At 59.4% G+C, this 26,189-nt stretch carries 25 protein-coding genes; 12 read left to right on the top strand and 13 right to left on the bottom strand.

The window, feature by feature from the left end; translation table 11 throughout:
• Positions 1–46 precede the first annotated feature (46 nt).
• Positions 47–1,012 (top strand): type I pantothenate kinase, encoded by a 966-nt coding sequence (gene coaA, locus ACZ5C3_RS00760; protein WP_464034527.1) that lies wholly within the window; start codon positions 47–49, stop codon positions 1,010–1,012.
• Positions 1,013–1,051: 39 nt separating this feature from the next.
• Here the strand turns inward: coaA and olsB are convergent, their stop codons facing one another.
• From olsB to rsmI, 9 genes are all read right to left on the bottom strand, one after another.
• A complete protein-coding gene (gene olsB / locus ACZ5C3_RS00755; protein WP_464034525.1) occupies positions 1,052–2,077 on the bottom strand; it encodes a l-ornithine N(alpha)-acyltransferase in 1,026 nt (341 codons plus the stop codon).
• A gap of 97 nt (positions 2,078–2,174) precedes the next feature.
• On the bottom strand, positions 2,175–4,433 hold the full coding sequence (locus ACZ5C3_RS00750; RefSeq protein ID WP_464044432.1) for a response regulator: 2,259 nt from the start codon (positions 4,431–4,433) through the stop codon (positions 2,175–2,177).
• Between the two features lie 128 nt (positions 4,434–4,561).
• A complete protein-coding gene (locus ACZ5C3_RS00745; protein WP_464034524.1) occupies positions 4,562–5,029 on the bottom strand; it encodes a hypothetical protein in 468 nt (155 codons plus the stop codon).
• Between the two features lie 274 nt (positions 5,030–5,303).
• Positions 5,304–6,842 carry a YifB family Mg chelatase-like AAA ATPase gene (locus ACZ5C3_RS00740; protein WP_464034522.1) on the bottom strand — a complete coding sequence of 513 codons (1,539 nt, stop codon included), beginning with the start codon at positions 6,840–6,842 and terminating at the stop codon, positions 5,304–5,306.
• Between the two features lie 124 nt (positions 6,843–6,966).
• Entirely contained in the window at positions 6,967–7,935 is a 969-nt protein-coding gene (locus tag ACZ5C3_RS00735) for an MBL fold metallo-hydrolase (RefSeq protein ID WP_464034520.1), read from the bottom strand.
• A 139-nt stretch (positions 7,936–8,074) separates the two neighbouring features.
• A complete protein-coding gene (locus tag ACZ5C3_RS00730) occupies positions 8,075–8,914 on the bottom strand; it encodes a hypothetical protein (RefSeq protein WP_464034518.1) in 840 nt (279 codons plus the stop codon).
• A 114-nt stretch (positions 8,915–9,028) separates the two neighbouring features.
• A complete protein-coding gene (gene gshB, locus ACZ5C3_RS00725; RefSeq protein ID WP_464034516.1) occupies positions 9,029–9,970 on the bottom strand; it encodes a glutathione synthase in 942 nt (313 codons plus the stop codon).
• An 87-nt stretch (positions 9,971–10,057) separates the two neighbouring features.
• Positions 10,058–10,495, bottom strand: a complete 438-nt coding sequence (locus tag ACZ5C3_RS00720; RefSeq protein WP_464034514.1) for a YraN family protein — start codon at positions 10,493–10,495, stop codon at positions 10,058–10,060.
• A complete protein-coding gene (rsmI, locus tag ACZ5C3_RS00715; RefSeq protein ID WP_464034512.1) occupies positions 10,482–11,441 on the bottom strand; it encodes a 16S rRNA (cytidine(1402)-2'-O)-methyltransferase in 960 nt (319 codons plus the stop codon). The genes ACZ5C3_RS00720 and rsmI overlap by 14 nt, the downstream gene beginning before the upstream one ends.
• Before the next feature lie 187 nt (positions 11,442–11,628).
• Between rsmI and ACZ5C3_RS00710 the strand changes: the two genes are divergently transcribed.
• Positions 11,629–12,846, top strand: a complete 1,218-nt coding sequence (locus tag ACZ5C3_RS00710; RefSeq protein ID WP_464044431.1) for a penicillin-binding protein activator — start codon at positions 11,629–11,631, stop codon at positions 12,844–12,846.
• A gap of 10 nt (positions 12,847–12,856) precedes the next feature.
• On the opposite strand, the gene hemW is transcribed toward ACZ5C3_RS00710, so the two are convergent.
• Genes hemW through rph form a run of 3 tightly spaced genes read right to left on the bottom strand, consistent with a single transcriptional unit; the run spans position 12,857 to position 15,390 of the window.
• Positions 12,857–14,017: a radical SAM family heme chaperone HemW gene (hemW, locus tag ACZ5C3_RS00705; RefSeq protein ID WP_464034511.1), complete on the bottom strand. Its 1,161-nt coding sequence runs from the start codon at positions 14,015–14,017 to the stop codon at positions 12,857–12,859.
• On the bottom strand, positions 14,004–14,645 hold the full coding sequence (gene rdgB / locus ACZ5C3_RS00700; protein WP_464034509.1) for an RdgB/HAM1 family non-canonical purine NTP pyrophosphatase: 642 nt from the start codon (positions 14,643–14,645) through the stop codon (positions 14,004–14,006). The genes hemW and rdgB overlap by 14 nt, the downstream gene beginning before the upstream one ends.
• A 31-nt stretch (positions 14,646–14,676) precedes the next feature.
• Positions 14,677–15,390, bottom strand: coding sequence for a ribonuclease PH (gene rph, locus ACZ5C3_RS00695; protein ID WP_464034507.1), 714 nt, complete (start codon positions 15,388–15,390; stop codon positions 14,677–14,679).
• Between the two features lie 163 nt (positions 15,391–15,553).
• Here rph and hrcA point away from each other — a divergent pair, with 163 nt between their 5' ends.
• Together hrcA and grpE are read left to right on the top strand one after the other, a co-directional pair.
• The gene (gene hrcA, locus ACZ5C3_RS00690; RefSeq protein ID WP_464038461.1) at positions 15,554–16,645 is read left to right on the top strand and encodes a heat-inducible transcriptional repressor HrcA; all 1,092 of its coding nucleotides are present in this window, start codon (positions 15,554–15,556) and stop codon (positions 16,643–16,645) included.
• Between the two features lie 261 nt (positions 16,646–16,906).
• Positions 16,907–17,506: a nucleotide exchange factor GrpE gene (gene grpE, locus ACZ5C3_RS00685; protein WP_464034505.1), complete on the top strand. Its 600-nt coding sequence runs from the start codon at positions 16,907–16,909 to the stop codon at positions 17,504–17,506.
• Between the two features lie 224 nt (positions 17,507–17,730).
• On the opposite strand, the gene ACZ5C3_RS00680 is transcribed toward grpE, so the two are convergent.
• The gene (locus ACZ5C3_RS00680; RefSeq protein ID WP_464044430.1) at positions 17,731–18,675 is read right to left on the bottom strand and encodes a hypothetical protein; all 945 of its coding nucleotides are present in this window, start codon (positions 18,673–18,675) and stop codon (positions 17,731–17,733) included.
• A gap of 375 nt (positions 18,676–19,050) precedes the next feature.
• Here ACZ5C3_RS00680 and dnaK point away from each other — a divergent pair, with 375 nt between their 5' ends.
• From dnaK to ACZ5C3_RS00640, 8 genes are all read left to right on the top strand, one after another.
• On the top strand, positions 19,051–20,952 hold the full coding sequence (gene dnaK, locus ACZ5C3_RS00675; RefSeq protein ID WP_464034503.1) for a molecular chaperone DnaK: 1,902 nt from the start codon (positions 19,051–19,053) through the stop codon (positions 20,950–20,952).
• 103 nt (positions 20,953–21,055) lie between these two features.
• Positions 21,056–22,189 carry a molecular chaperone DnaJ gene (dnaJ, locus tag ACZ5C3_RS00670; RefSeq protein ID WP_464034501.1) on the top strand — a complete coding sequence of 378 codons (1,134 nt, stop codon included), beginning with the start codon at positions 21,056–21,058 and terminating at the stop codon, positions 22,187–22,189.
• 89 nt (positions 22,190–22,278) lie between these two features.
• Positions 22,279–22,878: a class I SAM-dependent methyltransferase gene (locus tag ACZ5C3_RS00665; RefSeq protein ID WP_464034500.1), complete on the top strand. Its 600-nt coding sequence runs from the start codon at positions 22,279–22,281 to the stop codon at positions 22,876–22,878.
• A gap of 102 nt (positions 22,879–22,980) precedes the next feature.
• Complete coding sequence (locus tag ACZ5C3_RS00660; RefSeq protein WP_464034498.1) at positions 22,981–23,562, top strand: NADPH-dependent FMN reductase; 582 nt, start codon at positions 22,981–22,983, stop codon at positions 23,560–23,562.
• A gap of 6 nt (positions 23,563–23,568) precedes the next feature.
• Positions 23,569–24,279, top strand: a complete 711-nt coding sequence (gene pyrF, locus ACZ5C3_RS00655) for an orotidine-5'-phosphate decarboxylase (RefSeq protein ID WP_464034496.1) — start codon at positions 23,569–23,571, stop codon at positions 24,277–24,279.
• Between the two features lie 20 nt (positions 24,280–24,299).
• Entirely contained in the window at positions 24,300–24,605 is a 306-nt protein-coding gene (locus ACZ5C3_RS00650) for a DUF1330 domain-containing protein (RefSeq protein WP_464034495.1), read from the top strand.
• An 84-nt stretch (positions 24,606–24,689) separates the two neighbouring features.
• Positions 24,690–25,499, top strand: a complete 810-nt coding sequence (dapB, locus tag ACZ5C3_RS00645) for a 4-hydroxy-tetrahydrodipicolinate reductase (RefSeq protein ID WP_464034493.1) — start codon at positions 24,690–24,692, stop codon at positions 25,497–25,499.
• A gap of 30 nt (positions 25,500–25,529) precedes the next feature.
• On the top strand, positions 25,530–26,153 hold the full coding sequence (locus ACZ5C3_RS00640; RefSeq protein WP_464034491.1) for a 2,3-bisphosphoglycerate-dependent phosphoglycerate mutase: 624 nt from the start codon (positions 25,530–25,532) through the stop codon (positions 26,151–26,153).
• Positions 26,154–26,189: the final 36 nt, after the last annotated feature.

Here is a 26,189-nt window from a genome sequence, read left to right as displayed (position 1 = left end):
AACGCGGATGGGACGCCGCGTGCTCGGGTTAAAAGGAACCTGGCTCATGGATGCGAGAGCCGAGCTGCAGAATCCGATCCAGTACAATCCGTACCGGGTTTTCTCCCGCGCGCAGTGGGCCGCGTTGCGCGAAGACATGCCGATGACTCTCACCGCCGAAGAAATCGCGCGGATGCATTCGATGCATGATCGCCTCGATATCGCGGAGGTCGAGGAAATTTATCTACCGTTGTCTCGTTTGCTGTCTTTCTACGTCGCGGCAGCGCAACGGTTGTTCGTGGCTCAACGGCATTTCCTCGGCATCGAAGACCGCAAGATGCCTTACATCATCGGTGTCGCCGGATCGGTGGCTGTCGGTAAATCGACCACTGCGCGCGTGCTGCAGGCGTTGCTGGCGCGCTGGTCGCCGCAGCCCAAGGTCGATCTGGTGACGACTGACGGATTCCTGTTTCCCAACGAAGTGCTGGAACGGGAAGGGTTGATGCAGCGGAAGGGCTTTCCGGAAAGCTACGATCTTCCTGCGCTTCTTGGGTTTTTGTCCGACATCAAGGCCGGGCGACGGCCGGTGCAGGCTCCGATTTATTCGCACCTGACCTACGACATCGTCCCCAATCAATGGGTTGAAGTTGACCGGCCGGACATCCTGATCGTCGAAGGCGTCAACGTCTTGCAGACCGGGCGATTGCCGCGTGACGGCAAGGCGGTACCGTTCGTGTCCGATTTCTTCGATTTCTCGGTTTATATCGACGCCGAAGAGCCCATCCTGCGCGAATGGTACGTCGAACGCTTCCTGACGCTGCGCGACACGGCGTTCCGTGATCCACGCTCTTATTTCAATCGTTATGCGAAGCTGTCCGATGAGGAGGCGACCGAAAGGGCGCTTTCGCTGTGGAACGGGATCAATCTGGTCAATTTGCAGGAAAACATCCTGCCGACACGCCCGCGGGCAACGCTGATCCTGAAAAAGGGCAGTGACCACGTCATCGAAAACGTGTCGCTGCGGCGTTTGTAATCCTGCCGCCTCGATTGAGCGTCGTGAACAGAGCGCGGGTTATGCCGCGTGCCGCGTGGCGTCGACGCCAAAATGATCGAGGTAACGTCCGCTGATGGACGAAACCGGCATCACGATCAGCACGTCCGTGGTGCCGAACTGATGATCCACCACGGCACCATCGCCGACGAACGCCCCGATCCGCAAATAGCCTTTGATCAAAGGCGGTAATTGCTTCAGGGCGGCCTTGGTATCGACGTCGTCCTTTGCAATCCGGTTCATGTCCACACGGCGCGAAGGATGCGCACTCGCACGCCATGCTTCAGGCGCGCGTGCAAAATGGTGCAGGAACGACAGCGGCAAGGCAAGGCGATCCGGATCGGTACCCTCGAAACTGGCGCAGCCGATCATGACGTCGAGATTGTGCCGCCGCACGTAGCTCCACACGCCGTGCCACAGCAGCTCGACCGTCCGCTTGGTGCGATAGGGCGGAAGCACGCAGGAGCGACCAAGCTCCAGAAACTTCAAACCTGCATGCCGTTCCATCAGGCCGGAAATGTCGAATTCGTCGTCAGTGTAGAAGCCACCATGACGCTCAGCCACGTCCTGGCGCAGCAACCGATAGGTGCCGACCACGGGTTGCTTGCCGCTGAGAGACGGCTTGGCATCGTGGTCGACGACCAGGATGTGGTCACAAATTTTGTCGAACGCATCCTTGTCGCGCTGTGCGAGCATGGTTGCTGCATCGGCGATCGCCGAGCCGTCTTTGTAAAATACCTTGTAGCGCAGCTTCTGAGCGCGCCGTACGTCGCCCTTGGTCTGGGCAAGCCGCACTTCGAGCGGACCCATCCGGCCAAGGGTCGCAGATGCGGGTGTAAACGGTTGGAATGGACTGACGATGCCTTCACCACGGAGACCCGGCATCAACCAGGTCGCAGCAGCAGTGGCTGCGAACTTCGCCTTCTCAGGTTTGAACATCTGAACCAGCGCATGCTGCCGAATGGCGTCAAGCGGCTTTCGAATCGGAGTGCGCCGAGATTTCAGTTTGATGGCGGGCTTCGTTCCAGCCGGTCCATTCCCGTGCATGGGCTTCCTCTTGACCGCGCGCTTGTTCGAATCGCGAAAGCGCAGTCTGTGAGGCTTGAATAAACACGGTCCTGATACGGATTTATGACGTCCGTCGTTACACGACTGTCACGGAAGGCTTGTGTGGCGACATCGCATTTGCTCTGACGGCTGCGAGCGCATCGGCAAGTTTATCGCGATCGAGCGGCTTGATGAGAAAGCCGTCCATTCCGGCTTCGAAGCATGCATAACGGTCATCCACCAAGGTGTTGGCGGTTAATGCGAGGATGGTCGTTCTTGAACCGCGGCCTGCTTCACGCGCCCGAATTCGCTTGGTTGTTTCGATGCCGTCGAGTTTGGGCATCTGCACATCCATCAGCACCACATCGTAAGGGGTGCCGGCGGAGTCAGCCGCCAGCCAGGATTCCAGTGCTTCCTCGCCATTGATTGCGACAGTGCATTGATGGCCGAGGCGCTTGAGAAGGGAACGAATTAGAAGTGCGTTGATTTCGTTGTCTTCAGCCACGAGAACTGAAAGCGCTTTCGAGGGCGGGGTGACGACTGGCGCTGGCACTTCTATCTCTGTGTCATCCCGCCCTGGAATTTCCGGGACCAGCGCTGGTGACAACGGAGCGAGGCGTGCAGCAAGCGAGGCCGCCCGTAACGGTTTAACCAAATAGCCCGTAAAGGCAGCCATGGTTGATGGCGCTATTTCATGCCGGCCGGCCGGAGTGAACATCGCGATGCGATGCGATGCATGAGAAAGCGCGGTCTCGCAAATCGCTGTCATGCCCGTTTCGCCGATCATGTGATCGACAAGCACCGCGTGCCACGAACGCTCGGGCAGCAGGACTTTGGCGATGAAGGGATCGGAAACCGTACAGGTCTGTGCGCCCCAACGCTCCAGCCGTCGCGCGATCAACGACGCTTCGATGGTCTGCGTTGCCACCAGCATGACGGCCTTGTCAGTGAGGCTAGGCGCGATAAAGGCCGGCGCCGCGTCGCTGTTCGGATCCGCAGCGAGAGGAATCGAAAACTCAAATGTCGAGCCGGCACCCTCTGCGCTTTCAAGCGTAATCCGGCCACCCATCCGCTTGACCAGACGTTCGCTGATGCTCAATCCCAGGCCGGTGCCGCTGTAGTTGCGCGGGGACACTTGCTCGAACTCTTGGAAGATTCGCTGCTGTGCGTCCGGCGCGATGCCGATGCCGGTATCGCGCACGAGGAAACTGATCTCTCCCGGCCAGATACCTGGTTCGACAATCAGAGCCACGCCGCCCGTGGTGGTGAACTTGATGGCATTACCGGCGAGATTGAGCAGCACCTGCCGCAGGCGCGCGGCATCGCCGACAACCTTGGACGGCAGCCGTTCGTCGACATAAGCGGCGATCTCGAGATTGCGCGCCTGCGCACGAGGCGCCAGCAATTCCGTAATGTCTTCGATCAACGTAGCCAGGGCAAATGGCCGATGTTCGATGTCGATTTTGCCGGCTTCGATTTTCGAGAAATCCAGCAACTCTTCGATCAGCGCCAGCAAGGCGTCGCCTGAAGTCTTGACGGCTTTGACATACGTCGTCTGTTCAGGCGTGAGCGATGTGTCAAGCAAGAGACCGCTCATGCCGATGATGCCGTTCAGCGGCGTGCGGATTTCGTGCGATGCCATTGCCAGGAATCGCGACTTTGCACGATTGGCCGAGTTGGCAAGGTCGCGAGCCTCCGCCAGTGCGCGCTCGCTTTCGGCGCGGTCGGTGACGTCGCGTCCCACGCACTGCAGGTCCGCCGCGCGATTTGCATCGCTGCGCACCAGGCCTTCACGCCATGCGATCCAGCGAGGTCCCAATGCAGTGTCGATTTGCTGGTCATGAATCCGCACGCCGTTGGTCTCAAAGGCAGCATCTCCCTGTTTCAGAACCGGCAGGGTGAACAGGGTTCCGATCAGGGCTTCGCGGGGCTTCTGTGCGAGCGCGCAATAGGCGTCATTGACCGACGTGATCCGGCCGTCGCTATCACGCAGAACGATCAAGTCCGTCTGGGATTCGAACAGGAAGCGCGCGCGTTCCTCCGCCTCCTTGAGTTCCCAGTTGCGGTCCACAAGCGCTTCGTTGTGCAGTTCGATCCTGCGGACTTTCTGCCTCATCCAACGCAACCGCATGTTCTGAATAGCTAGCCCTAAGCAGGCGAGGGCGAACAGGAAGCTTGCACCCATGGCAAATGCTTGGGGATCGTAGCCGGAAACGTCCCGCCGGCTACCCATGACAAATCCATAGGCGCCGCCAAAGGCTGCCATGAAGATCATGATCGAGCGGACGGCAAAGTGGATTCGCGGATGGACGCGCGCAAAACGGCGAAGCCGTGTTCTGATCCTTAAACCCCGCATCGGCTGTCCCGCAGTTGAATCATGCGCTTGAAAGTCCCGAGAGAGTGAGAGGGGGATATTGCGAAGTGCTTGAGCCGGCTTTCGTCGATGGCAACGTGGTTGACGAGCCGTTAAGTGTGCGGCCTACCTCAAAGCGAGGCTGTGGTTTGTCTCGGCGTGGCACGCCTGGCGCTGACCACGAGCGCGGCCGCTTCACGCGCTGTGAAGGTTCGTGATTGAACGAAAATCCGGTAGTCCGCCCCGTCATCCTTAGACAAGTAGATGATTGGCTCTGAAGGCGAGGTCTGGGCCGCAATGCTGACAAACCTTGCGTCCGAGGTCGTCGTGCAGCTGTCGGCATCCGCTGTGTTTATGTCGTCCACCACGACGAAGTCGGCGATGTCGGCGCGTTCGACAAGTTGAACGCGGACCGTGGCTGCGGCGGGATCGTCAGTGAAGCTGACATGAAGCTGACGTTGCCAGGGTGCCGTCGCCATTTGAAGCGAGGTATCCCCGACAGAGATGCAGGGCTGGGTGGCCGGGAGCAGTTCGCCGCCGGCAACGAAGCCAACGAGGATCAGTGGCAGGGATGATGCCAGAATCTTGACACGCAACATGGACGCTACTCACAGGAACAATAAACCGAAGCCCCGGCAATCGGCGCTTATGGTTCCTGAAGTGTAAAGAGAGATCGTTACCAGAGCGTTCTCATGCGCCGATTTTGTGCCTAGTGGAGTGGATTTGACATTCGCTCCCCTCATGGCCGCGAGTTCGTCAAGCGAATGTCAAATCCAACACTTCGCTAGAATCATAGCTTTGCCGGTGTCCTTCCGTCTCCGAATAACCGTACGAGCACGCTGCAAACGGGGCGGTTATTCGGAGACGGGGACACTAGGCGGCGCGTCGAATGTCTTCCGCCAGTGCGCGATAGGAGAGCGCTTCGGCGAGGTGAAGCCGTCCGATCGTTTCCGCGCCGTCCAGATCCGCCAGAGTGCGAGCGACGCGAAGGACGCGATGATATCCGCGCGCCGAAAGGCGCATAGTCTCGGCTGCATCACGCAGCAGTTTCTGTCCTTGGGCATCGGGCTTGGCGATATCCTCAAGCACTGCGGCGGGCGCCTCGGCATTGGTACGGACCTGAGGCAGTCCCATGCCGGCATACCGAGCCAACTGGATGGCGCGGGCCGCGGCGACACGTGCTGCAACTTCGGCAGATCCTTCTGACGGCGGCGGTAGGATGAGATCGCTCGCAGTAACGGCGGGCACCTCGATGCGCAGATCAATACGATCCATCAACGGGCCGGAAATCCGTCCCTGGTAATCGGCGCTGCAGCGATCGATTTTACCCCGTTTGCAGGAATAGCCTGGGTCATAGGCACTCCCGCAGCGACACGGATTCATGGCCGCCACCAGCATGAAACGCGCGGGATATGTCACGCGATGATTAGCGCGCGATACGGCGACTTCACCATTTTCCAATGGCTGCCGCAGCGAATCCAGCACTCGTGCGTCGAACTCCGGCAACTCGTCGAGAAACAACACGCCCTGATGCGCCAGCGAAATCTCGCCCGGTTTCGCGCGCATGCCGCCTCCGGTGAGCGCCGCCATACTGGCCGAATGGTGTGGTGCCCGGAACGGACGGTGTGCAGTCAACGCTCCGCCCTCAAGCTCGCCTGCGACGGAGGCGATCATGGAGACCTCGAGCAACTCGGAGGGTGACAGCGGTGGCAGGATTGACGGTAACCGCGCCGCCAGCATGGATTTGCCCGATCCTGGCGAGCCGATCATCAACAGGTGATGACCGCCCGCGGCGGCAATTTCCAGGGCCCGTTTGGCGCTTTCCTGTCCCTTGATGTCGCGAAGATCGAGCAGGCTCGTTTGTTGCTCCGCGATTTTCGGCTGGGGACGTGACAGGACTTGCGTGCCTTTAAAATGATTGGCGAGCTGGATCAGCGATGACGCGGCGATAATTTGCAGATCCGGGCTGGCCCAGGCCGCCTCGGGGCCGCAAGCTGCTGGACAGATCAATCCTTCATCGCGCCCGTTGGCACCGATCGCAGCAGGCAGTACGCCCGCAACCGGTGCGATCGAGCCATCGAGGCCGAGTTCGCCAAGCACGGTAAAATTTGACAGAGCGTCCTGCGGGATGGCGCCGATCGCTGCCATCAGCCCGAGTGCGATCGGCAAATCGTAGTGACTGCCCTCTTTGGGCAAATCGGCGGGAGCGAGGTTGACGGTAATGCGCCGCGCAGGAAGCGCCAAGCCAGAGGCGATCAATGCAGAGCGGACCCGTTCGCGGGCTTCGGACACCGCCTTGTCTGGAAGACCGACGATCGCGAAGGCAGGGAGTCCGGGCGCCACCTGGACCTGCACGTCCACCGCACGGGCCTCGATGCCCTCAAATGCCACTGTGGAAACGTGCTGAACCATGATCCCTCGCGCCCTGCGCGAAACCGTAGCAAAGGTTCAACCGTCTGACAAGAACATTTAGGGAACGGATAGTTGGTAATACTGACGCGGCAGCGGCTGACTCACCACCGCGTCAGCAGCGAGATCAAAGCTGCATGACCATGGGCTCCGCGATGTAGCGGAAGCCATCGCCGGCTTTGACGACGTGCCCGTATCCCGGCCATGCGAAGTGATAGGACATCACGGCGATCTTGTTGGCAGCGAGCATGTCGAGCATTTTCACCCGGCTGGCAGCGGCCATCTTCGGGTCGGAGTCGTAAGCGAATTCCATTCGCGGTTTCTCGAGCAACAGCACCTGGTGATGTGCGAGATCGCCGAGGAATGCGAATGATTGACCGCCAGACTGAATCATAAATATGTGGTGGCCGAAGGTGTGTCCCGGCGCGGAAAGTGCCGTTACGCCTGGCAAGAACTCTTCGTTGTCTTTGAAAAAGACGATGCGGTCGCGCACTGGCAGCAGATTTTTGCGGGCATGGATGATGAAGTCCTTGAGCGCGCTATCCTGCTTTGTCTCGTCGGTCCAGAACTCCAGATCAGTCTGGCTGATATAGACCTGCGCATTTGGAAATAGCGGCTTGCCACTCTCATCGATAATACCGCCGATGTGATCGATGTGGGCGTGCGAGCACACGACAGCGTCGATGTCTTCTGCTTTGAGGCCGGATTCGGCGATGCTCTTCTGCAGTCGGCCTGTCGTCGGCCCAAACAGTTTCGACGTACCCATGCCGGTGTCGAACAGAACGATCTTGTCGCCGAAATTTACGATCGGCACGTTCTGCTCCAGCACGACGTTGCTGGGGCTGAGGAAATTGTCGCTCAGCAGCTTTTGCACATCTTCCTTTGGTACGCCGATAAAAGTGCCGGAGGGATCACCCAGAGGCAGTGGGCCGTCCGACACGATAGTCACTTCCGCGTCGCCGAGTTTGAAGCGGTGGAAATAGGGAGCTTGCGTGCCGAGCTTGGGCGCGCGCGGATGAGCATTGCTGCTGATGAGTGTGGCGCCGAGACCGGCACCGAGCGCAAGGAGAGATCGTCGCGAAACATCAAGTGTCATGCGTTCCTCCGTTGTCATGTTTTTTGTTGCCGCCGCTCGCTGTGAGGCGGCAGCAAGATGCTGCGCCTGGACGCCGCAACTGGCAAGTATTCAACGAAGGAATTGATCAGTCTCGTGTGTCACGAGCTCGCAGCTGGTGTCACGCAGATGCTGGCGTGCGTGCGGCGCGATGGCCCGGCGCCAGCGTCACGGTCTCGTCGTGCACGGTTTCGATCTTCGGGCGAATGCGAAGTCCAAACACACGGGAGAAGCGCATGATCTCGAGATCAAAGTCCGCCGTTGTGATCGCCGATGGGACCGATGATTTCGGTGCATGAAGTCTGTCCCAAAGACCGATATTTGCGAACTGCGCAAGCTCGGTGAGGCGCAGATTGCCGATGGTGCCGTCGAAGTTCAGCAAATGCCGCGCGCGATCATTCATCATCACGATCCAGCCGTCGATGGTGTGCCCGGCATCGTTCGTAATGGGGTAAGCCACAACCATCGCGTCGGACGCAGTGCGGAAGAGATGATCGTAGACTTCCATCTGATGATTGATGAGTTCGGAGTACATCATCAGGATCACACCGCCGCCTGCGATCGGGATCGGCAGCACAAGCCGCTGCCAGAGTTCGCCGTTCTCTGATCGGGTCCCGGTAAAGCGGATGAAAGCTGGCGTCATGCGCTTGGCGACCTGACGGTAAACCTCGGCAAACTCGCGTTTGAGCGGACTGGGATTGTCCGAGAGCAGTGTGCCCGGAACGCTTTCGCTGTAGGCCGCCTGAAGCGCCTCTCCCACATAGATGTAGGAAAAATCGTCTCCTACACTGAGAAGATGCGTGGAGTTCGCGCGCAGCTGATAACTGCATTCCTCGGTGAGGCGTTGGAGCGTTAAGCTATTGGTATCATTGAGAGTTTTCCATTTCGCCCACAGGAATTCCATCGGAGCTGTTGTCAACTCGCGCGGAATCGATGAGCCGTTGAAAACCTCAATCGCCATAAGCTTGCCGCTCCGGTCATGCTGCGGTCAGTTCAGAGCGCAGAATTCAGGCCGTCAAACATATTGGCGCAAGGTGGTCAGCAATTGATTAAGCACCACCATGAAAGGCGGGAATTACGCACGCTTGGCCGCGATGGTGTCCCAGATCTTCGCCGCGACATCAGGGCCACCGAGACGAGCTACGGCACGAATGCCCGTCGGAGAGGTGACGTTGATTTCGGTGAGATGACCGTCGATCACGTCAATGCCAACGAAAAGCAATCCGCGCTCACGGAGCGCCGGTCCAAGCCGGGCGCAAATCTCCTGCTCACGCGGGGAGAGCTCGGTCGCTTTGGCGGCGCCGCCGCGCACCATGTTCGAGCGCAGATCATCAACGGCTGGAACACGATTGACTGCGCCTGCGAATTCTCCATCCACCAGAAGGATACGCTTGTCGCCATTTTTGACTTCAGGAAGGAAGCGCTGAATCACCCATGGCTCGCGGAACGTCACCGAGAACATGTCGTAGAGCGAGCCGAAATTCATGTCGTTTGGCGTGATGCGAAATACGGCTTCGCCGCCATGGCCGTACAGCGGCTTCATCACGACGTCGCCATGCTCGGCGCGGAACGCGTTGATTTCATCCTTGTCGCGTGAAATCAGCGTCGGCGGCATCAGATCCGCGAATTGCATCACGAAAATCTTTTCTGGCGCATTACGCACGCTAGCCGGATTATTCACCACGAGCGTCTTGGGATGAATGCGTTCGAGAAAATGCGTGGTGGTGATGTAGGCGAGATCGAACGGTGGGTCCTGGCGAAGCAAAATGGCATCGAAGGATTCGAGGTTGACGCGCTTCGCTTCGCCCAAGGTGAAATGATCGCCGTCCTGATCGCGCACCGTGAGCGGCTGGACAGTGGCGACGACGTCCTGGCCTTTCAACGACAGCATTTCCGGCGTGTAGTATGAAATGTCGTGGCCGCGCTTTTGCGCCTCGAGCAACAGGGCGAATGTGGAATCACCGCGAATGTTGATCCGCGCGATCGGGTCCATCTGGACGGCGACTTTCAGTTTCATTCTTTTGATCCGGATATGGAAATCAGAGGCGGCAATCTGTGCGATTTCGGCTGACGGCGCCAGAGTATTCGAACGCAACCCTGCCGTTCACGCGCTGGCATCGAAAGCCGCCATCAGATGGCGTGGGAGGTGCTTCGGCGCAATGAGCACAACGTCGAAGCGCATGTCGAAATTCGCATAATCTGGCTGATTCATTAGCCATGCTTGGGCTGCTGCAACAATTCGCTGCTGTTGCTGGGGTGTTACAGAGTAGGCCGCGTCGTCGAGATTGGCGCGGGCCTTCACCTCGATAAATGCCAACAGATTGCGGCGGCGGACAACAATATCGATCTCGCCATAAGGCGTGCGATATCGCCGCGCCAGGATGCGATAACCTTTCGCGATCAGGTAGGCGCTGGCGCGGCTCTCGGCGGACAGGCCGGTCTGGAATGCCGCGACGCGGGCAGGCGAGGGGATTTTTGTATCCGCGGCCTTAAGCTTTTTCGCCGACGGCTTTGCGGGCGGGCTGTTGTCACTCCCTGTCATCGTCACCCCGCTGAGTGGCTTCCTTGGAGAGGGCCAGTGCGCGGGCATAGACCTCGCGACGCGGGCGTCCGGATACTTCAACGGCGTGGGCGACTGCGTCCTTCACACTGCCGCTGGTTAGTGAGGATCGCAAAATCTCATCGAGGGCGGCCTCGTCCATGACGCCGGCATCGGCAGCGGGGGGACCCACCACGAGGACGAATTCCCCGCGGGTCTCAAGCGCATCGGCTTCTGACGCCAGATCTGAGATTGTCGCGCGACGAACGTCCTCATGCAGCTTTGTCAGTTCGCGGCAGATCGCTGCGTCCCGTTCTCCCATCACATCACGCAGGTCCTGCAATGTCTCCTGCACGCGCGAGCCGGATTCGAACATCACAAGTGTTGCATCAATGCGCGCGAGCTCGGCAAGCCGGTTTCGGCGCGCCATTTGCTTCGATGGCAAGAAGCCTTCGAAGAAGAACCTGTCCGTTGGCAGGGCTGCGACCGCCAGCGCGGTTAAAACCGACGACGGTCCAGGCAACGCAGTCACGGAATGGCCTGCGGCGCAAACGTCGCGCACCAATTTGAATCCCGGATCCGAAATCAATGGCGTTCCGGCGTCGGACACCAGAGCGATCGAAGCACCTTGCGCAAGCCGCTCGAGAATCTGAGGGCGAGCCTGCGCTGCGTTGTGCTCGTGATAGGACCAGAGTGTGGCTTTGATACTGTAGCGGTCGAGCAGACGGCGGGTGATGCGCGTGTCTTCGCATGCAACGATGTCTACGGCTGCGAGGGTTTCGAGGGCGCGAAGGGTGATATCGCCAAGATTGCCGATGGGGGTCGCCACGAGGTAAAGTCCCGGAGCGCTCTTGGGCGCATTCAGCAACTGACCGGCAATGGCGTATGAACGGACGGAACCCGCCGGGGTTTGGTCGGAAACTGTGTCGGAAATACTCTTGGCGCGCATGCGGACAATCTAGCGTCGAGGAGCGACGGCGTCGCGTCCAATTGGGTATATAAGTAAGCCAGTTCGCGGTCGCCGCCATAAAGCTTTTGTTTTGCTTAACTTATAGCCGAGAATATGCCTGAATCTTCTTCCAGATCCTGGATGGTCACCCGTCCGATCCGGAAGAGGGGCTACTGAAAGAGACGAAATGAACGGTCCATCCACCCCGAAATCCCAACGCTTCGGTGCCACGCGCCGCTCGGCTGTTGGTCTGATTCTGGGGGCCCCGCTGATCGCGGGTTGCTCGAGCTTGCCGTCGTCATTCACCTCCCCCTTCTCCAGCTCGGAGCCGCAGCCGTCTGCGCCTGCCGGCCCGCAGCAGCAGCCGTCGGCGCTCGGTAGCGGGCATGTCAAAGTCGGTCTGCTTTTGCCGTTGTCAGCATCGGGCAATGCGGGAGTAGCTGCGCAGTCGATGCGCAATGCGGCCGAGCTGGCGCTTGCAGAATTCCAGAACCCGAACATCCAACTTCTGGTGAAGGACGATGCGGGCACCGCTCAAGGCGCCCAGCAGGGTGCGCAGCAGGCCCTCGATGAAGGCGCTGAAATTATCCTCGGCCCGCTGTTCGCGTTGTCGGTCCCCGCAGCGGCGCAGCTTACACGCACCCGCGGCGTGCCCATGATTGCGTTCTCGACCGACTCAAGCGTTGCCGGCCGCGGTGTCTACCTTCTGAGTTTCCTGCCGGAGTCGGACGTCAACCGTATCGTTGAATACTCCGCTGGCACCGGCAAACGATCGTTTGCGGCTTTCCTCCCTGCAAATGCTTACGGCAACGTGGTCGAAGGTGCATTCAAGCAAGCCGTCGCCCGCAAGGGTGGCCGTGTTGTCGCGTTCGAGAAATATAGCCCGGGTGCCCAGATGCAGAGTACTGCGGCGACCGTTGCACAAAGTCTTGCAAATGCCGATGCGTTGTTGTTGGCGGATGATGGAGACGCGCTGGTCGGCGCCGCGGATGCGCTAGCTGCAAGCGGCGCCAATCTGAAGCGCCTGCAACTGCTCGGCACGGGGCTATGGGATAATCCCCGCGTGCTTGGCAACGCTAATCTACAAGGCGGCTTCTACGCTGCGCCGGATCCTTCGGGTTTCCGGAGTTTTTCGGGCCGCTATCGCAACAAATACGGTCAGGACCCGGTGCGGACTGCAACGCTCGCCTATGATTCGGTGGCGCTGGTGGCTGCGCTAGCTCGCACCCAGGGCGGGCAGCGTTTCTCGCAGGAGGTGCTGACCAATCAGTCCGGCTTCGCGGGTATTGATGGATTGTTTCGCTTCCGCAGTGACGGCACAAATGAACGCGGCCTCGCAGTCATGCGTGCGGCGCCTGGTGGCGGGCAGGCGGTGTCGGCATCACCGAAGAGCTTTGGGGCCTGATCTCAGAGCATTAGGCAGCGAGATCGGCCACCACGGCATCGAGCACAGGAAATCCCTGCATCGTCACTCGCACGCGTCCATCGGGGTCGACCGTGATGGCACCTTCGTCCTTCAGGATCGCGATCCTGCGCGGATCAAGCGTTCGTCCGGACAGTGCTTTGTAACGTTGCGGATCGATTCCTTCCGCGAGACGCAAGCCCATCAGCAGATATTCATCGGCGCGTTCTTCGCTGTTGAGAAGTTCATCCACGGCCACACCGTGACCCTGCTCCTCAACTCGTATCAGCCACGCTTCAGGGCGCTTGTCGGTGGAGATGGCATGACGTACGCCATCGATATCGAGGCGGGCATGCGCGCCGGGGCCAATGCCGGCGTATTCCTGTCCGCGCCAATAAACGAGATTGTGTTTGCACTCGGCGCCGGGCCGCGCGTGATTTGAAATTTCGTAGGAAGGAAGCCCTTGCTGCGCGCAGACCTCCTGCGTCACATCGTAAAGCGCGCGCGCGACGGCTTCGTCGGGAATCTTGAGCTTGCCCGCGGCGTGCAATCCGAAAAACGGTGTCTCGGGCTCAATCGTGAGCTGATAGAGCGAGAGATGTTCGGCGGCTTCCGAGATCGCTAACATCAACTCATCGCGCCACATTTGCGGCGTTTGATCGGGGCGCGCATAGATCAGGTCGAATGAATAGCGATCGAATGCGGAGCGCGCGATGGCGACGGCATCGAGCGCTTCGCGTGCTGTGTGCAGCCGGCCCAATGCTTTCAGCGAGGCGTCGTCGAGAGCCTGCACGCCGAGCGAGACACGGTTGACGCCGGCGGCGCGATAGCCGCGAAACCGTGTCGCTTCAACGCTGGTGGGATTGGCCTCAAGCGTGACTTCGACATCCGACGCAACCGTCCAATGCTTGGCGATCGAATCCAGAATTGCGCCGACGGTCTGTGGCTGCATAAGGGATGGTGTGCCGCCGCCAAGGAAGATGGATGTGACCTCACGGCCGGGCACGCGCGATGCGGTGGTCGCGATTTCGCGGTCGAAAGCATTCGCAAAGCGCACTTCGTCAATCGGCGCGTGGCGCACATGACTGTTGAAGTCGCAGTACGGACATTTTGACAGGCAAAATGGCCAGTGCACATAAACGCCGAAGGCGGATTGTGCGTCAGTGCTGCTCAAGGCACATCTCCGCGAGTTGCACAAAGGCCTTGGCGCGATGGGACAGACCCAGGCCAAGCGGCGGCAGGCCATGTTTCTCGATGCTCGTCATCTCGCCGAAGGTACGCCCGTGACCGTCGGGAAGAAATGCCGGATCGTAGCCGAAACCTGCGGTGCCGCGCGGTGGCCACACCAGACTTCCGTTGACGTGCGCTTCGACCTCTTCAATGTGACCATCCGGCCAGGCCACGCAGAGAGCGGACACAAAATGTGCCTTGCGTTGGGCAGGTTCCTTTGCACCACGCTCTTGAAGCAGACGTTCGATCTTCATCATCGCGGCGAGGAAGTCTTTCGTCTCTCCGGCCCAGCGCGCCGAATAGATGCCGGGTTGTCCGTCGAGTGCATCCACGGCAAGTCCGGAATCATCGGCAAAGGCCGGGAGTTGCGTCGCATTTGCTGCAGCTACAGCCTTGATGCGCGCATTGGCCTGAAACGTCGTTCCGGTTTCCTCCGGCTCGCCCAGGCCAAGCTCTGCCGCCGACACCGCCTCCACACCGTATGGCGCCAGCAATTCCCGCATCTCGGCAAGCTTGCCGGAATTATGGGTTGCTATCACAAGACGGCCGTTGATTTTGCGGTGGTCACTCATGGAAAGGGTTTATCCGTGCTGGTCGTGCGAATTACGCAACCGCCATCTTTTGCAAATCCACCAGACGCGCAATGCCCTTCTGCGCCAGCGCCATCAGGTTCAGAAACTCTTCCTGCGTGAACGGCGTCTTTTCAGCGGTGCCCTGGACTTCGACAATGCGGCCGTCGCCGGTCATCACGAAGTTGGCATCGGTCTCCGCCTCGGAATCTTCAGCGTAGTCGAGATCGAGCACGGGTGTACCGTTGTAGATTCCGCAGGAAATTGCCGCGACGTTGTCGCGCAACACATTGCCTTTCACCATGTTGCGCGCCTTCATCCAGTTCAGGCAATCGGCGAGCGCGACCCATGCACCTGTGATAGATGCCGTGCGTGTGCCGCCATCGGCCTGGATGACGTCGCAGTCGACCGTGATCTGGCGTTCGCCAAGTGCCACCAGATCGACGGTGGTGCGAAGAGAGCGACCGATGAGGCGCTGGATTTCAACGGTCCGGCCACTCTGCTTGCCTGCCGCCGATTCGCGGCGCATGCGTTCGTGAGTGGCGCGGGGCAACATGCCATATTCTGCGGTGACCCAGCCGCGGCCCTGTCCCTTCAGCCAGGGTGGCAGGCGTTCCTCAAGCGTGGCGGTGACCAACACATGGGTATCGCCAAACTTCACCATGCAGGAACCCTCGGCGTATTTGACCACCCCGCGTTCCAACGTGACGGGACGCAGTTCATCGGGCGCGCGACGGCTTGGCCGCATGTGAAAACCTCCGAAATTCAAGAAAAAGCAAGTTCAGGCGGTGCTTTTAGGGGGCTGAGGCGGCAGCGGCAAGGGTGCAGAAAGGCCCATGCTGAGAAACCCGCTTGTCATCACCGCACCTGATGGACAAATTGGAGGGCAACCAATGTACTCGGAGCCTGATTTGGCCCACCACGATCCGATAGGTCAGTTGATCACGCCGAGCTCCGCCTTGGCGCAGCTGAACGAACGCTCTCGGGATATTTTTCGTCAAATCGTCGAAAATTATCTGGCAACGGGTGAGCCGGTCGGTTCACGCAATATTTCTCGTCTGATTTCGGTGCCGTTGTCACCTGCGTCCGTACGCAACGTGATGTCGGACCTTGAACAATTGGGATTGATCTATGCGCCGCATACATCCGCCGGTCGGTTGCCGACGGAACTAGGACTGCGTTTTTTCGTCGATGCGCTGATGCAGGTTGGCGATCTGACCGAGCCCGAGCGGCAATCGATTGAAGCACAACTTAAATCTGTGGGGGCCGCGCAGTCTGTTGAAGCTGCGTTGAGTGAGGCGCTCACGCGATTGTCAGGTCTGACGCGCGCCGCGGCTGTGGTGCTCACAGCGAAATCCAATGTGCGGTTGAAACACATCGAGTTCGTGCGGCTGGAGCCCGAGCAGGCGTTGGTCGTGCTCGTCGCCGAAGATGGTCAGGTCGAGAACCGCGTGCTGCCGTTGCCGCCGGGGGTGCCGATATCGGCGCTCACCGAAGCCTCGAATTTCCTCAATGCGCGAATTCGCGGGCGTACGCTTGCGGAAGCGCGCGTCGAACTTGAAGCGGCAATGACCCAGAGCCGCAGTGAATTGGATCAGTTGACGCAAAAAGTCATCGCCGCGGGAATCGCAGGTTGGTCTGGTGGCGGCGGCGACGAGCGGCAGTTGATTGTTCGAGGACACGCCAATCTGCTCGAAGACCTTCACGCGATGGAAGATCTCGAACGCGTGCGCCTGCTGTTCGACGATCTTGAAGCCAAGAAGGGTGTGATCGACCTGCTGGGCCGCGCTGAGCGTGCCGAAGGCGTGCGCATTTTCATCGGCTCCGAAAACAAGCTGTTCTCCCTGTCCGGATCATCCACTGTTATCGCCCCCTATCGGGACGGTGCGGGCCAGATTGTCGGCGTGCTCGGCGTCATTGGGCCCACCAGGCTGAATTATGCGCGGGTGATTCCCATGGTCGATTACGCGGCACGCATCGTCAGCCAGTTGATCGGGAAATAAGCGGCGAGTGTCCCGAATCCAAAGTCTGCCGATCTTGCAGCGCGTTCCGTAGCGGGCTTTGGATTCGGGAGGACACTAGCAAATCTATGATTCTAGTGTGGTTCAGGTTCAGAAGTTCGCTGAAACGACCCGCAGGAAAAATCGGGCGAACTTCTGAACCACCACGCTAGTATCGAACCGCTTGATTTTTCGCGTCTAAACCACGATATGCGGCAGGGAAATTCCCGCATGATCGATGACGATTTTCTAAAAGGGTGAGTGATGGCCGAAACCAATGGGCGCAAGGAACAGTCGGAGAATATCGCGCAGGAGAGCGCGAACATGACTGACAAGGACCCTGTGGTTTCAAAGCCTTACGTTATGCCGGACGATCCTGAAGAGGGGTCGGCAGAGGCCCTGGCCAAGGAAGCGGCGGATGCGCGCGACAAGATGCTGCGCACGCTCGCGGAGATGGAAAACCTGCGCCGGCAGACCCAGCGCGAAATTGCCAACGCGAAAACCTACGGCATTTCGTCGTTTGCCCGCGAAGTCCTGGACATCGCAGACAATCTTCAGCGCGCGCTCGACGCCGTTCCCGCGGAGGCGAAGGAAGCTGCCGACGCTGGCCTCAAAGGGCTCATCGAAGGCGTCGAACTGACAGAACGTTCGCTCCACAATACGCTGGAGAAGAACGGCGTGAAAAAGGTCGATCCGCTGGGGCAGAAATTCGATCCCAACCTTCACCAGGCGATGTTCGAAATTCCGGACGCGTCGGTGCCGGCGGGAACCGTTCTCCAGGTCGTGCAGGCCGGTTACGTGATCGGCGACCGTATCCTTCGGCCCGCTTTGGTCGGAGTCGCCAAAGGCGGACCAAAGAACTAGTAGCTTTTTTGAGCGAAGTGGCGACTAGTGCCGCGGATTTGAAGTTCTTTCGAATGAAGCCGCGGGCTCGATGAAGAACTTCAAATCCAAAAGCGGCACTCGAATCATAGATTTACTCCTGCCCCTTTGATTCCGAAGTTCGCATCCGAGCAAGCGGCAAGCCCGTGCGAACGTCGGAATCGGGGCACTAGTTCGCGTGAAGAAAACGCGTCAAAACAAAAAGCTCAGCGAGGATCGATCCCGTCTCGCACGGCGCGGAAGCGTGGGAATGCTTTCGGCCATTCCTCGCGCGTTGCGCTTGCGATGATTCGCAGTGCCGAACCGCCGCCAAATCGCAGCCACTGGACAACCGTGACCGGCGTATCGTTCTTGCCGGTCACAGCATCGATTCGGGTCTCAAACCCGGGTGTACTTTCGATTCGGAGGGGCTCGTTCGACGTGATGCGTGCATCACGCAGGCCCGGAATAGTGGCCGCGACCTGCTGCGCGAAGCGTCCTCGGTCTTCCGGTTGGGCTGGGGCTCCCGTCACCAGACCAATCACCATGTAAGGTGCGCCGTCGAGAGTTGTTTCTTCGGTTCCATCCGTCAGCAAAACGGTTGAGCGCGGTGTGAGTGTGCGGACAGTCTTGAAGTTGCTGAGCTCGCTCACCTTGAATGGCAGCAGGCCGAGCTGCTCATCGACAGGGACCTCTTTGCGGATCGTCGTCGTTGCGAGCATCTTTCGCATTGCTTCGTCGGATACGGGATTTGCGGCGTCATCGCGCACTTGGGCGATCACATAGCCCGAGAAAATGTCGCTGCCCGGCACGATCAGCGAGTACGACCGGATATTGGTGCTGCCGTCCTTGCCGGTCTCGCTGGTGATGTAAGCCGATCCTGCTGCAGTTTCGAATTTTTCTGGCTTGGGTCCGGCTGGAGGCGTCTTGCCCTCCTTCACGGCCGTGTCGACGGCTGTAAAAGCGGCAGACGGTATCTCCGCGATACCCACCTTGATCTTCTTGTCCTCGGTCTCGAAGCCTAAGAACTCTTTGGCGACGGCAAGGCCATCCGCCGGCGCCAGCCCGACTCGCGCGCCAGGCGGGAAGACCGTATCGGCCGCCCCGGCGGGTCCGGCCAGCAACAGCAGGGCGAGAACAGGGGTAGCGGAGGCGCGAAGGAGCTTTTTCATGGAGCCTGACTGGTGTCTCATTGAGGCCGTTCGGTGGTCGAGCCGGCAAGGGCCGTCGCCGGCAGTGCCGGGGCCCGACTGTTTCCGTGACAGGCCAACAGATCAAGTCCCGATTCGTTGCAAATTGACGCACAAAGACGCGAGAAGCGGACGGCCCTATGCAGCTGCGCCTTTACCCTGGCTGCCTTAATTCGGCGCAATCAAATGAAAATTCATTTTCATTGCGGTTTGTTATGCCAGTCCTTGCAGGGCTATGGCCCCCTCCTATATGAGGCGGAGCGTCGCGATGTCGCGGATATTTGATAGTTGGGGGTATGGATTGGGGCGCCGTCAGGGCCCAGCCAGCCTGCCTTAAAAATGAAGGGTAGACGGACCATGGGAAAGGTCATCGGGATCGATCTCGGCACCACGAATTCGTGCGTCGCCGTAATGGATGGCAAAACACCGAAAGTTATCGAGAATGCTGAGGGCATGCGGACGACCCCGTCCATTGTCGCCCTTACCGACGACGGTGAGCGCCTTGTCGGTCAGCCGGCCAAGCGCCAGGCCGTTACCAATCCGGAAAAGACCATTTTCGCTGTGAAGCGCCTGATTGGTCGTCGCTACGACGATCCGACGGTCGAAAAGGACAAGAAGCTTGTCCCCTATAAGATCGTCAAGGCCAGCAATGGCGACGCATGGGTCGAGGCCGACGGTCAGACCTATTCGCCCTCGCAAGTCTCCGCTTTCATTCTGCAGAAGATGAAGGAGACCGCGGAAGCTCATCTCGGCCAGAAGGTCGATCAGGCGGTCATTACCGTTCCTGCCTATTTCAATGACGCCCAGCGTCAGGCCACCAAGGACGCCGGCAAGATCGCCGGTCTTGAGGTGCTGCGTATCATCAACGAGCCGACGGCAGCTGCGTTGGCCTACGGTCTCGACAAGTCGAAACAGGGCACGATCGCGGTCTATGACCTCGGCGGCGGTACGTTCGACGTCTCGATCCTCGAGATCGGCGACGGCGTGTTCGAGGTGAAGTCCACCAACGGCGACACGTTCCTCGGCGGTGAAGACTTCGATATGCGTCTTGTCAGCTATCTGGCTGATGAATTCCAGAAGGAGCAGGGCATCAACCTGCGCAACGACAAGCTCGCTTTGCAGCGCCTGAAAGAGGCCGCTGAAAAGGCGAAGATCGAGCTGTCGTCGACCACGCAAACCGAAATCAACCTGCCGTTCATCACGGCGGACGCTTCCGGTCCGAAGCATCTGACGATGAAGCTCACCCGCGCTAAGTTCGAAGCGCTGGTGGCCGATCTTGTCGAAAAGACCATTGAGCCGTGCCGCAAGGCTTTGAAGGACGCTGGCCTGACCGCCGGTGAAATCGGCGAGGTTGTCCTGGTCGGCGGCATGACCCGCATGCCGAAGATCCAGGAAGTCGTGAAGCAGTTCTTCGGCAAGGAGCCTCACAAGGGCGTCAACCCGGATGAAGTCGTCGCAATCGGCGCTGCGATTCAGGCTGGCGTGCTGCAGGGCGACGTCAAGGACGTGCTGCTGCTCGACGTCACCCCGCTGTCCCTGGGCATCGAGACGCTGGGTGGCGTGTTCACCCGCATCATCGAGCGTAACACGACGATTCCGACCAAGAAGAGCCAGGTGTTCTCGACTGCCGAGGACAACCAGAATGCGGTCACCATTCGCGTATTCCAGGGTGAACGCGAGATGGCTGCCGACAATAAGGCGCTTGGCCAGTTCGATCTGATGGGTATTCCGCCGGCACCGCGCGGCATGCCGCAAATCGAAGTCACGTTCGATATCGACGCCAACGGTATCGTGAATGTGTCGGCGAAGGACAAGGCGACCGGTAAGGAACAGCAGATTCGTATTCAGGCGTCCGGCGGTTTGTCGGAGTCTGACATCGAGAAGATGGTCAAGGACGCCGAAGCCAATGCGGCCGAAGACAAAAAGCGCCGCGAGGCGGTCGATGCCAAGAACCATGCGGATGCCCTCGTGCATTCCACGGAGAAGGCATTGTCAGAGCACGGCAGTAAGGTCGGCGAACCTGAGCGCAAGGCGATCGAAGATGCTTTGGCTGACCTGAAGGAAGCGCTGAAGAGCGACGATGCTGAGTCGATCAAGGCCAAGAGCAACACTTTGGCTCAGGCTTCGATGAAGCTCGGCGAAGCCATGTATACGCAGCAGGCGGAGGCTGATGCCGCCAGGGATGCTGCAAAGGACGACGTGGTCGATGCGGAGTTCACGGAAGTGGACGACGACAAGACCAACAAGAAGTCGGCGTAACGCGTTTCTCCGAAATCCTCCCCCGATTTGGGGGAGGATTTTCTTGAGCAAGGCTTGAGGTTCGAGATTCGCATGTCCCAGATTCCCAAATCCAAGATCTGCAATGTCTAAAGCCTGCTATTACGAGACGCTGGAAGTTGAACGCACGATCGATGATGCCGGCTTAAAGACGGCATTTCGTAAGCTTGCGATGAAATGGCATCCGGATAAGAATCCGGGCGATCCATCCTGCGAGCACAAGTTCAAGGAAATCAGCGAGGCTTACGAAGTCCTGAAGGACAGCAACAAGCGAGCTGCCTATGATCGCTATGGCCATGCTGCATTTGAGCAGGGCGGTGGTGGTCAGGCCCACGGCTTCGGTGCGGGCTTTGCCTCGTCATTCTCTGACATTTTTGAAGATCTGTTTGGCATGGCCGGACAGCGCGGTGGCCGTGGCGGCCGCGAGCGTGGCGCGGACCTGCGCTACAACATGGAAATCACGCTGGAGGAAGCTTTCCTCGGCAAGACGGCTCAGATTGATATTCCGGTCGCAGTCACGTGCGAGCCCTGCTCAGGCACGGGGGCCAAGGCCGGTACCAAGCCGAAAGCGTGCTCGATGTGCGGCGGCGCTGGCCGCGTTCGCCAGGCCCAAGGTTTCTTCACACTCGAGCGGACCTGCCCCGGGTGTCACGGACGCGGTCAGATGATCGAGAGCCCATGCCCTTCGTGTTCTGGCACGGGTCGAGTCACACGCGACCGCTCCTTGTCGGTGAATATTCCTCCGGGTGTTGAGGATGGCACCCGCATTCGCCTTGCTGGCGAAGGCGAGGCTGGGGTCATGGGCGGCCCGTCCGGTGACCTTTACATTTTCCTCTCGCTGGCCGCGCACAAATTCTTCCAGCGTGACAGCGCGGACCTGCATTGCCGCGTTCCGGTGTCGATGGTGACCGCGGCGGTGGGGGGCGAGTTTGAAGTGCCGACCATCGATAAGGGCAAGACCAGAGTGAAGGTGCCAGCCGGCACTCAATCCGGTCGCCGCTTCCGGATCGCATCGAAGGGCATGCCTGTGTTGCGTTCTCGGCAGACGGGGGACATGTACGTCCAGGTTGTGGTGGAGACCCCGCAAAATTTGACCAAGAAACAGAAAGAATTGCTGGCCGAATTCGAGAAGCTTTCGTCGGGTGAAACGCAGCCCGAGGCTGCTGGATTCTTCAAGATGGTCAAGGACTTCTTCGGCAATCGAACGGGTGCTGCGTAGGCCGATCCTTGACGGTTTTCGCTTGCGCCTGTACCCCTTTGTGAAGGAAGTTTGACGTCCCCGCCCATCCCGGGCTTCTTGGAAGTGCCATGGCCCCCCAGTCCTCTGCGCGTGCGCTGAAAAAGCCGCTTCGTCTTGATGACGAAGTTCGTTTTCTTCGCTCTTGGATTGAAAAGCCGTTGCACGTCGGCGCGGTGATGCCATCAGGCAAAGTGCTGGCTCGCACTGTCGCTCGTTACGTCGACATTCAATCGACCGCTCCCGTTATCGAATTGGGTCCAGGCACGGGTGCAATCACCGACGCGCTGATTGCGCGCGGGGTTAGTGAAAAGCGTCTTCTGCTCGTTGAATTCGATCCCGGCTTTTGTGCACTGCTGCGCGAACGTTATCCGCAAGCGACCATCATTCAAGGCGATGCCTACAATCTCGACCAGACATTGTCTGAGCTGCGCGAACCCGCCGCCGCGATGGTGTCCGGTCTGCCGCTCGTGACCAAGCCGATGATGATCCGCATGAAATTGATGCGCGATGCTTTCCTGAAGCTCGAGCACGGCGCGCCCTTTATCCAGTTCACGTATTCCGTCGCGCCGCCGATTCCGAAATCGCTGCCGGGCGTCCACACGCAGGCTTCTGAGCGCATCTGGATGAACCTGCCGCCCGCACGTGTCTGGGTTTACCGCAAGGGCTGAGCGGCCGTTGTTGGCGTTTTGCGTCCCTGATTCTGCAAGCTATAAGTCCGACACGCCTCTTGCCGTGAGCATCCGGCTCCGCTTGATCATGACAGGACGTTGATGGCTGCCCTCAAAATTCTCGTCATCCCAGGCTCCCTGCGCACCGGATCCTACAATGCGCAGCTGGCAGCTGCAGCCATCAAGGAATTGGCGCTGGCGGATGTGAATGCCACACTGATTTCGCTCAGTGACTATCCGATGCCGATTTACGATGGGGACATCGAGGCAAATTCCGGCGCACCGAAGGCGGCGGTAGATCTGAGGAACATGATCGGTGCGCACCATGGCGTGTTCATTGTCAGTCCAGAGTACAATTCGTCCGTGCCGCCGCTTCTGAAAAACGTGATCGACTGGGTCACGCGCGTGCGTGAGCGCGGAGAGCCGCTCGGACAAGTATTTCGCGATCGGGCTTTTGCAATCAGCGCGGCCTCCAACGGAAAGCTCGGGGGCGTGCGCGTACTAATGGCTCTCCGGCAAATTCTGACACTCGGATGCGGCGCGACGGTTATTCCGAAGCAGGTCGCGTTGTCGCGTGCCGCTGACGCTTTCGACGAAATGGGCGCCCTGAAAGATCCGAACGATGCAGATCTGCTCCGCGGCACGATGCGACAACTGATCGATGTCGCGCAACGAATGATGTGAGGTTGAATGACATCCGAAAACATTGCCACGCGCGATCGCCTGATCGTCGCTCTTGATCTCTCAAGCGTTGAGGCTGCAGAAGCGCTGATTGACCAGCTCGGGGACAGCGTGACCTTCTACAAGATCGGTTATCAGCTTGCTTACGCCGGTGGATTGCCCATGATCTCCAAGCTTTCCGATCGGGGCAAGAAGGTTTTCATCGACCTCAAGCTGCACGACATCGGTAATACCGTCGCCGAAGGCGTTAAGAGCATCGCCAAACAGGGCGCGACGTTTCTCACGGTGCATGCTTATCCGCAGACCATGAAAGCCGCCGTCGAGGCGCGTGCCGGATCATCGCTCAAGATTCTCGCGGTGACAGTGCTGACGTCTTACGACAACAACGATCTGCAGCAGGCGGGTTATCGGCCCGGTGTCGCAGACCTTGTGGAGCTTCGTGCGCGGCAGGCGCAAGCGATCGGAGTCGATGGGCTGGTGTGTTCGGGCGAAGAAGCTGCCAATCTGCGCGGTATCGTGGGCGCGGGCATGAATCTGGTGACGCCCGGCATTCGGCCTGCGGGCAGTGACGTCGGCGATCAGAAGCGGGTAATGACCCCTGCGCGCGCGATCGCGGCCGGTGCGGATTACCTTGTTGTCGGCCGTCCGGTTGTTGCCGCTTCTGATCCGAAGGCCGCTGCCGAGGCGATCGTTGCAGAAATCGCCCAGGCCGGCGGATAGTTCAAAAAAGGAGACGCAAAATGGCGAAGGGTTACTGGGTCGCGCGCATCGATGTGCACGACGTCGATGGCTACAAGAATGACTACGTCGCTCACAATGGAGCGGTGTTCAAGAAATATGGTGCGAAGTTTCTGGTGCGGGCTGGACAGTACGAAGGGCATGAAGGCCCGGCACGGTCACGCAATGTCGTCATTGAATTCAAAGACTACGAGACAGCGCTCGCCTGTTATCACTCGCCCGAATATCAGGCGCTGGTGGCAAAACGCGCCCCCCATTCCAACGGTGAAATCATCATCATCGAGGGCTATGACGGCCCGCAGCCCTGACCTTCTTACCCCCGATGGCGTTCTGGCGGGCTGACAAGCCTCGGTCCGCCCGCTATACCCTCAATATCTTCAGAGGGTTGTTCAATGTCCGATATGCGGTTGATCGTTGCAGGTGCCGGGGGACGGATGGGCCGCGCCCTGATCCGCTCCATTTCGGAGACCCCTGGCGCCGTCGTCACCGGTGCGCTGGAAGCGCCGGGTTCCGAATTGCTTGGGCAGGACGCAGGCGTCCTAGCCGGTTTGCCTGCCAACGGCGTCGAACTGTCCTGTGATCTGTGGAGCCTCTCCAAGAACGCTGACGGTATCCTCGATTTCACCGTCCCGGCCGCGACGATCGCGAACGTGGCTATTGCCGCGCAGCGTGGCCTCGTTCACGTCATCGGGACGACGGGCCTTTCGGCTTCGGACAACGCGGTGATCCGCAGTGTCACATCCCAGGCCATCGTCGTGCAGTCCGGCAATATGAGCCTCGGCGTCAATCTACTCGCCGCGTTGGTGAAGCAGGTCGCGAAATCGCTCGATGAGGATTTCGACATTGAGATTGTCGAGATGCATCACAAGGCGAAGATCGATGCTCCGTCTGGCACCGCCTATCTGCTGGGTCAGGCGGCCGCAGCAGGCCGTGGCATCAACCTTGAGCAGAGGTCAGTGCGCGCCCGCGATGGCTACACCGGTCCGCGCAATTCGGGCGATATCGGGTTCGCAACCTTGCGCGGCGGCACGGTCACCGGCGATCACACAGTTATTTTTGCTGGCCCCTATGAGCGCATCGAGCTGGCGCACAAGGCCGAGGACCGTATGATCTTCGCACGTGGTGCACTGAAGGCCGCCATGTGGGCGCGCGACAAGAAGCCCGGCTTCTACACTATGGCCGATGTGCTTGGCATCGGCTGAACCAAACCAATCCCAAACCGGAATCAAAGAATGAGCGATCGTCTTCTCGTGCTCGTCCGTCATGGTCAGAGCGAATGGAACCTGAAAAATCTTTTCACCGGTTGGAAAGACCCTGACCTCACAGAACTTGGCGTCAAGGAAGCGGTGCAGGCGGGACGGAAGCTGAAAGAACTTGGTTTGTCGTTCGATGTCGCGTTCACATCAGCGCTTACGCGCGCGCAGCACACGCTGGATCTGGCGCTTAAGGAAATGGACCAGACCAATATTCCAGTGACAAAGAATCTGGCGCTGAATGAGCGCGATTATGGGGATCTATCAGGCCTCAACAAGGACGACGCGCGCGCGAAGTGGGGTGAGGAGCAGGTGCTGATCTGGCGCCGTTCCTACGACGTGCCGCCGCCGGGCGGCGAAAGCCTCAAGGACACATTGGCGCGAACGCTGCCGTATTTTGTTCAAGAAATTCTTCCGTGCGTGCTGCGTGGTCAGCGCACGCTGGTCGCAGCTCACGGCAACTCGCTGCGCGCGCTGATCATGGTACTGGAGAAACTCACTCCGGAGCAAATCCTGAAGCGGGAGCTCGCGACCGGCACACCGGTGATCTATCGCCTGAACGCTGATGCAACGGTTGCTTCCGTGGTCGATACGGCGGGATAAGCGACGCCTGTCTTCAGGCAAGTAAGCTTGGAATGC

This window comes from Afipia dichlorophenoxyacetatis (genome assembly GCF_055386385.1).
Note: the sequence above shows the minus strand (reverse complement) of the source record. Positions and strands in the feature narration are given on the sequence as shown.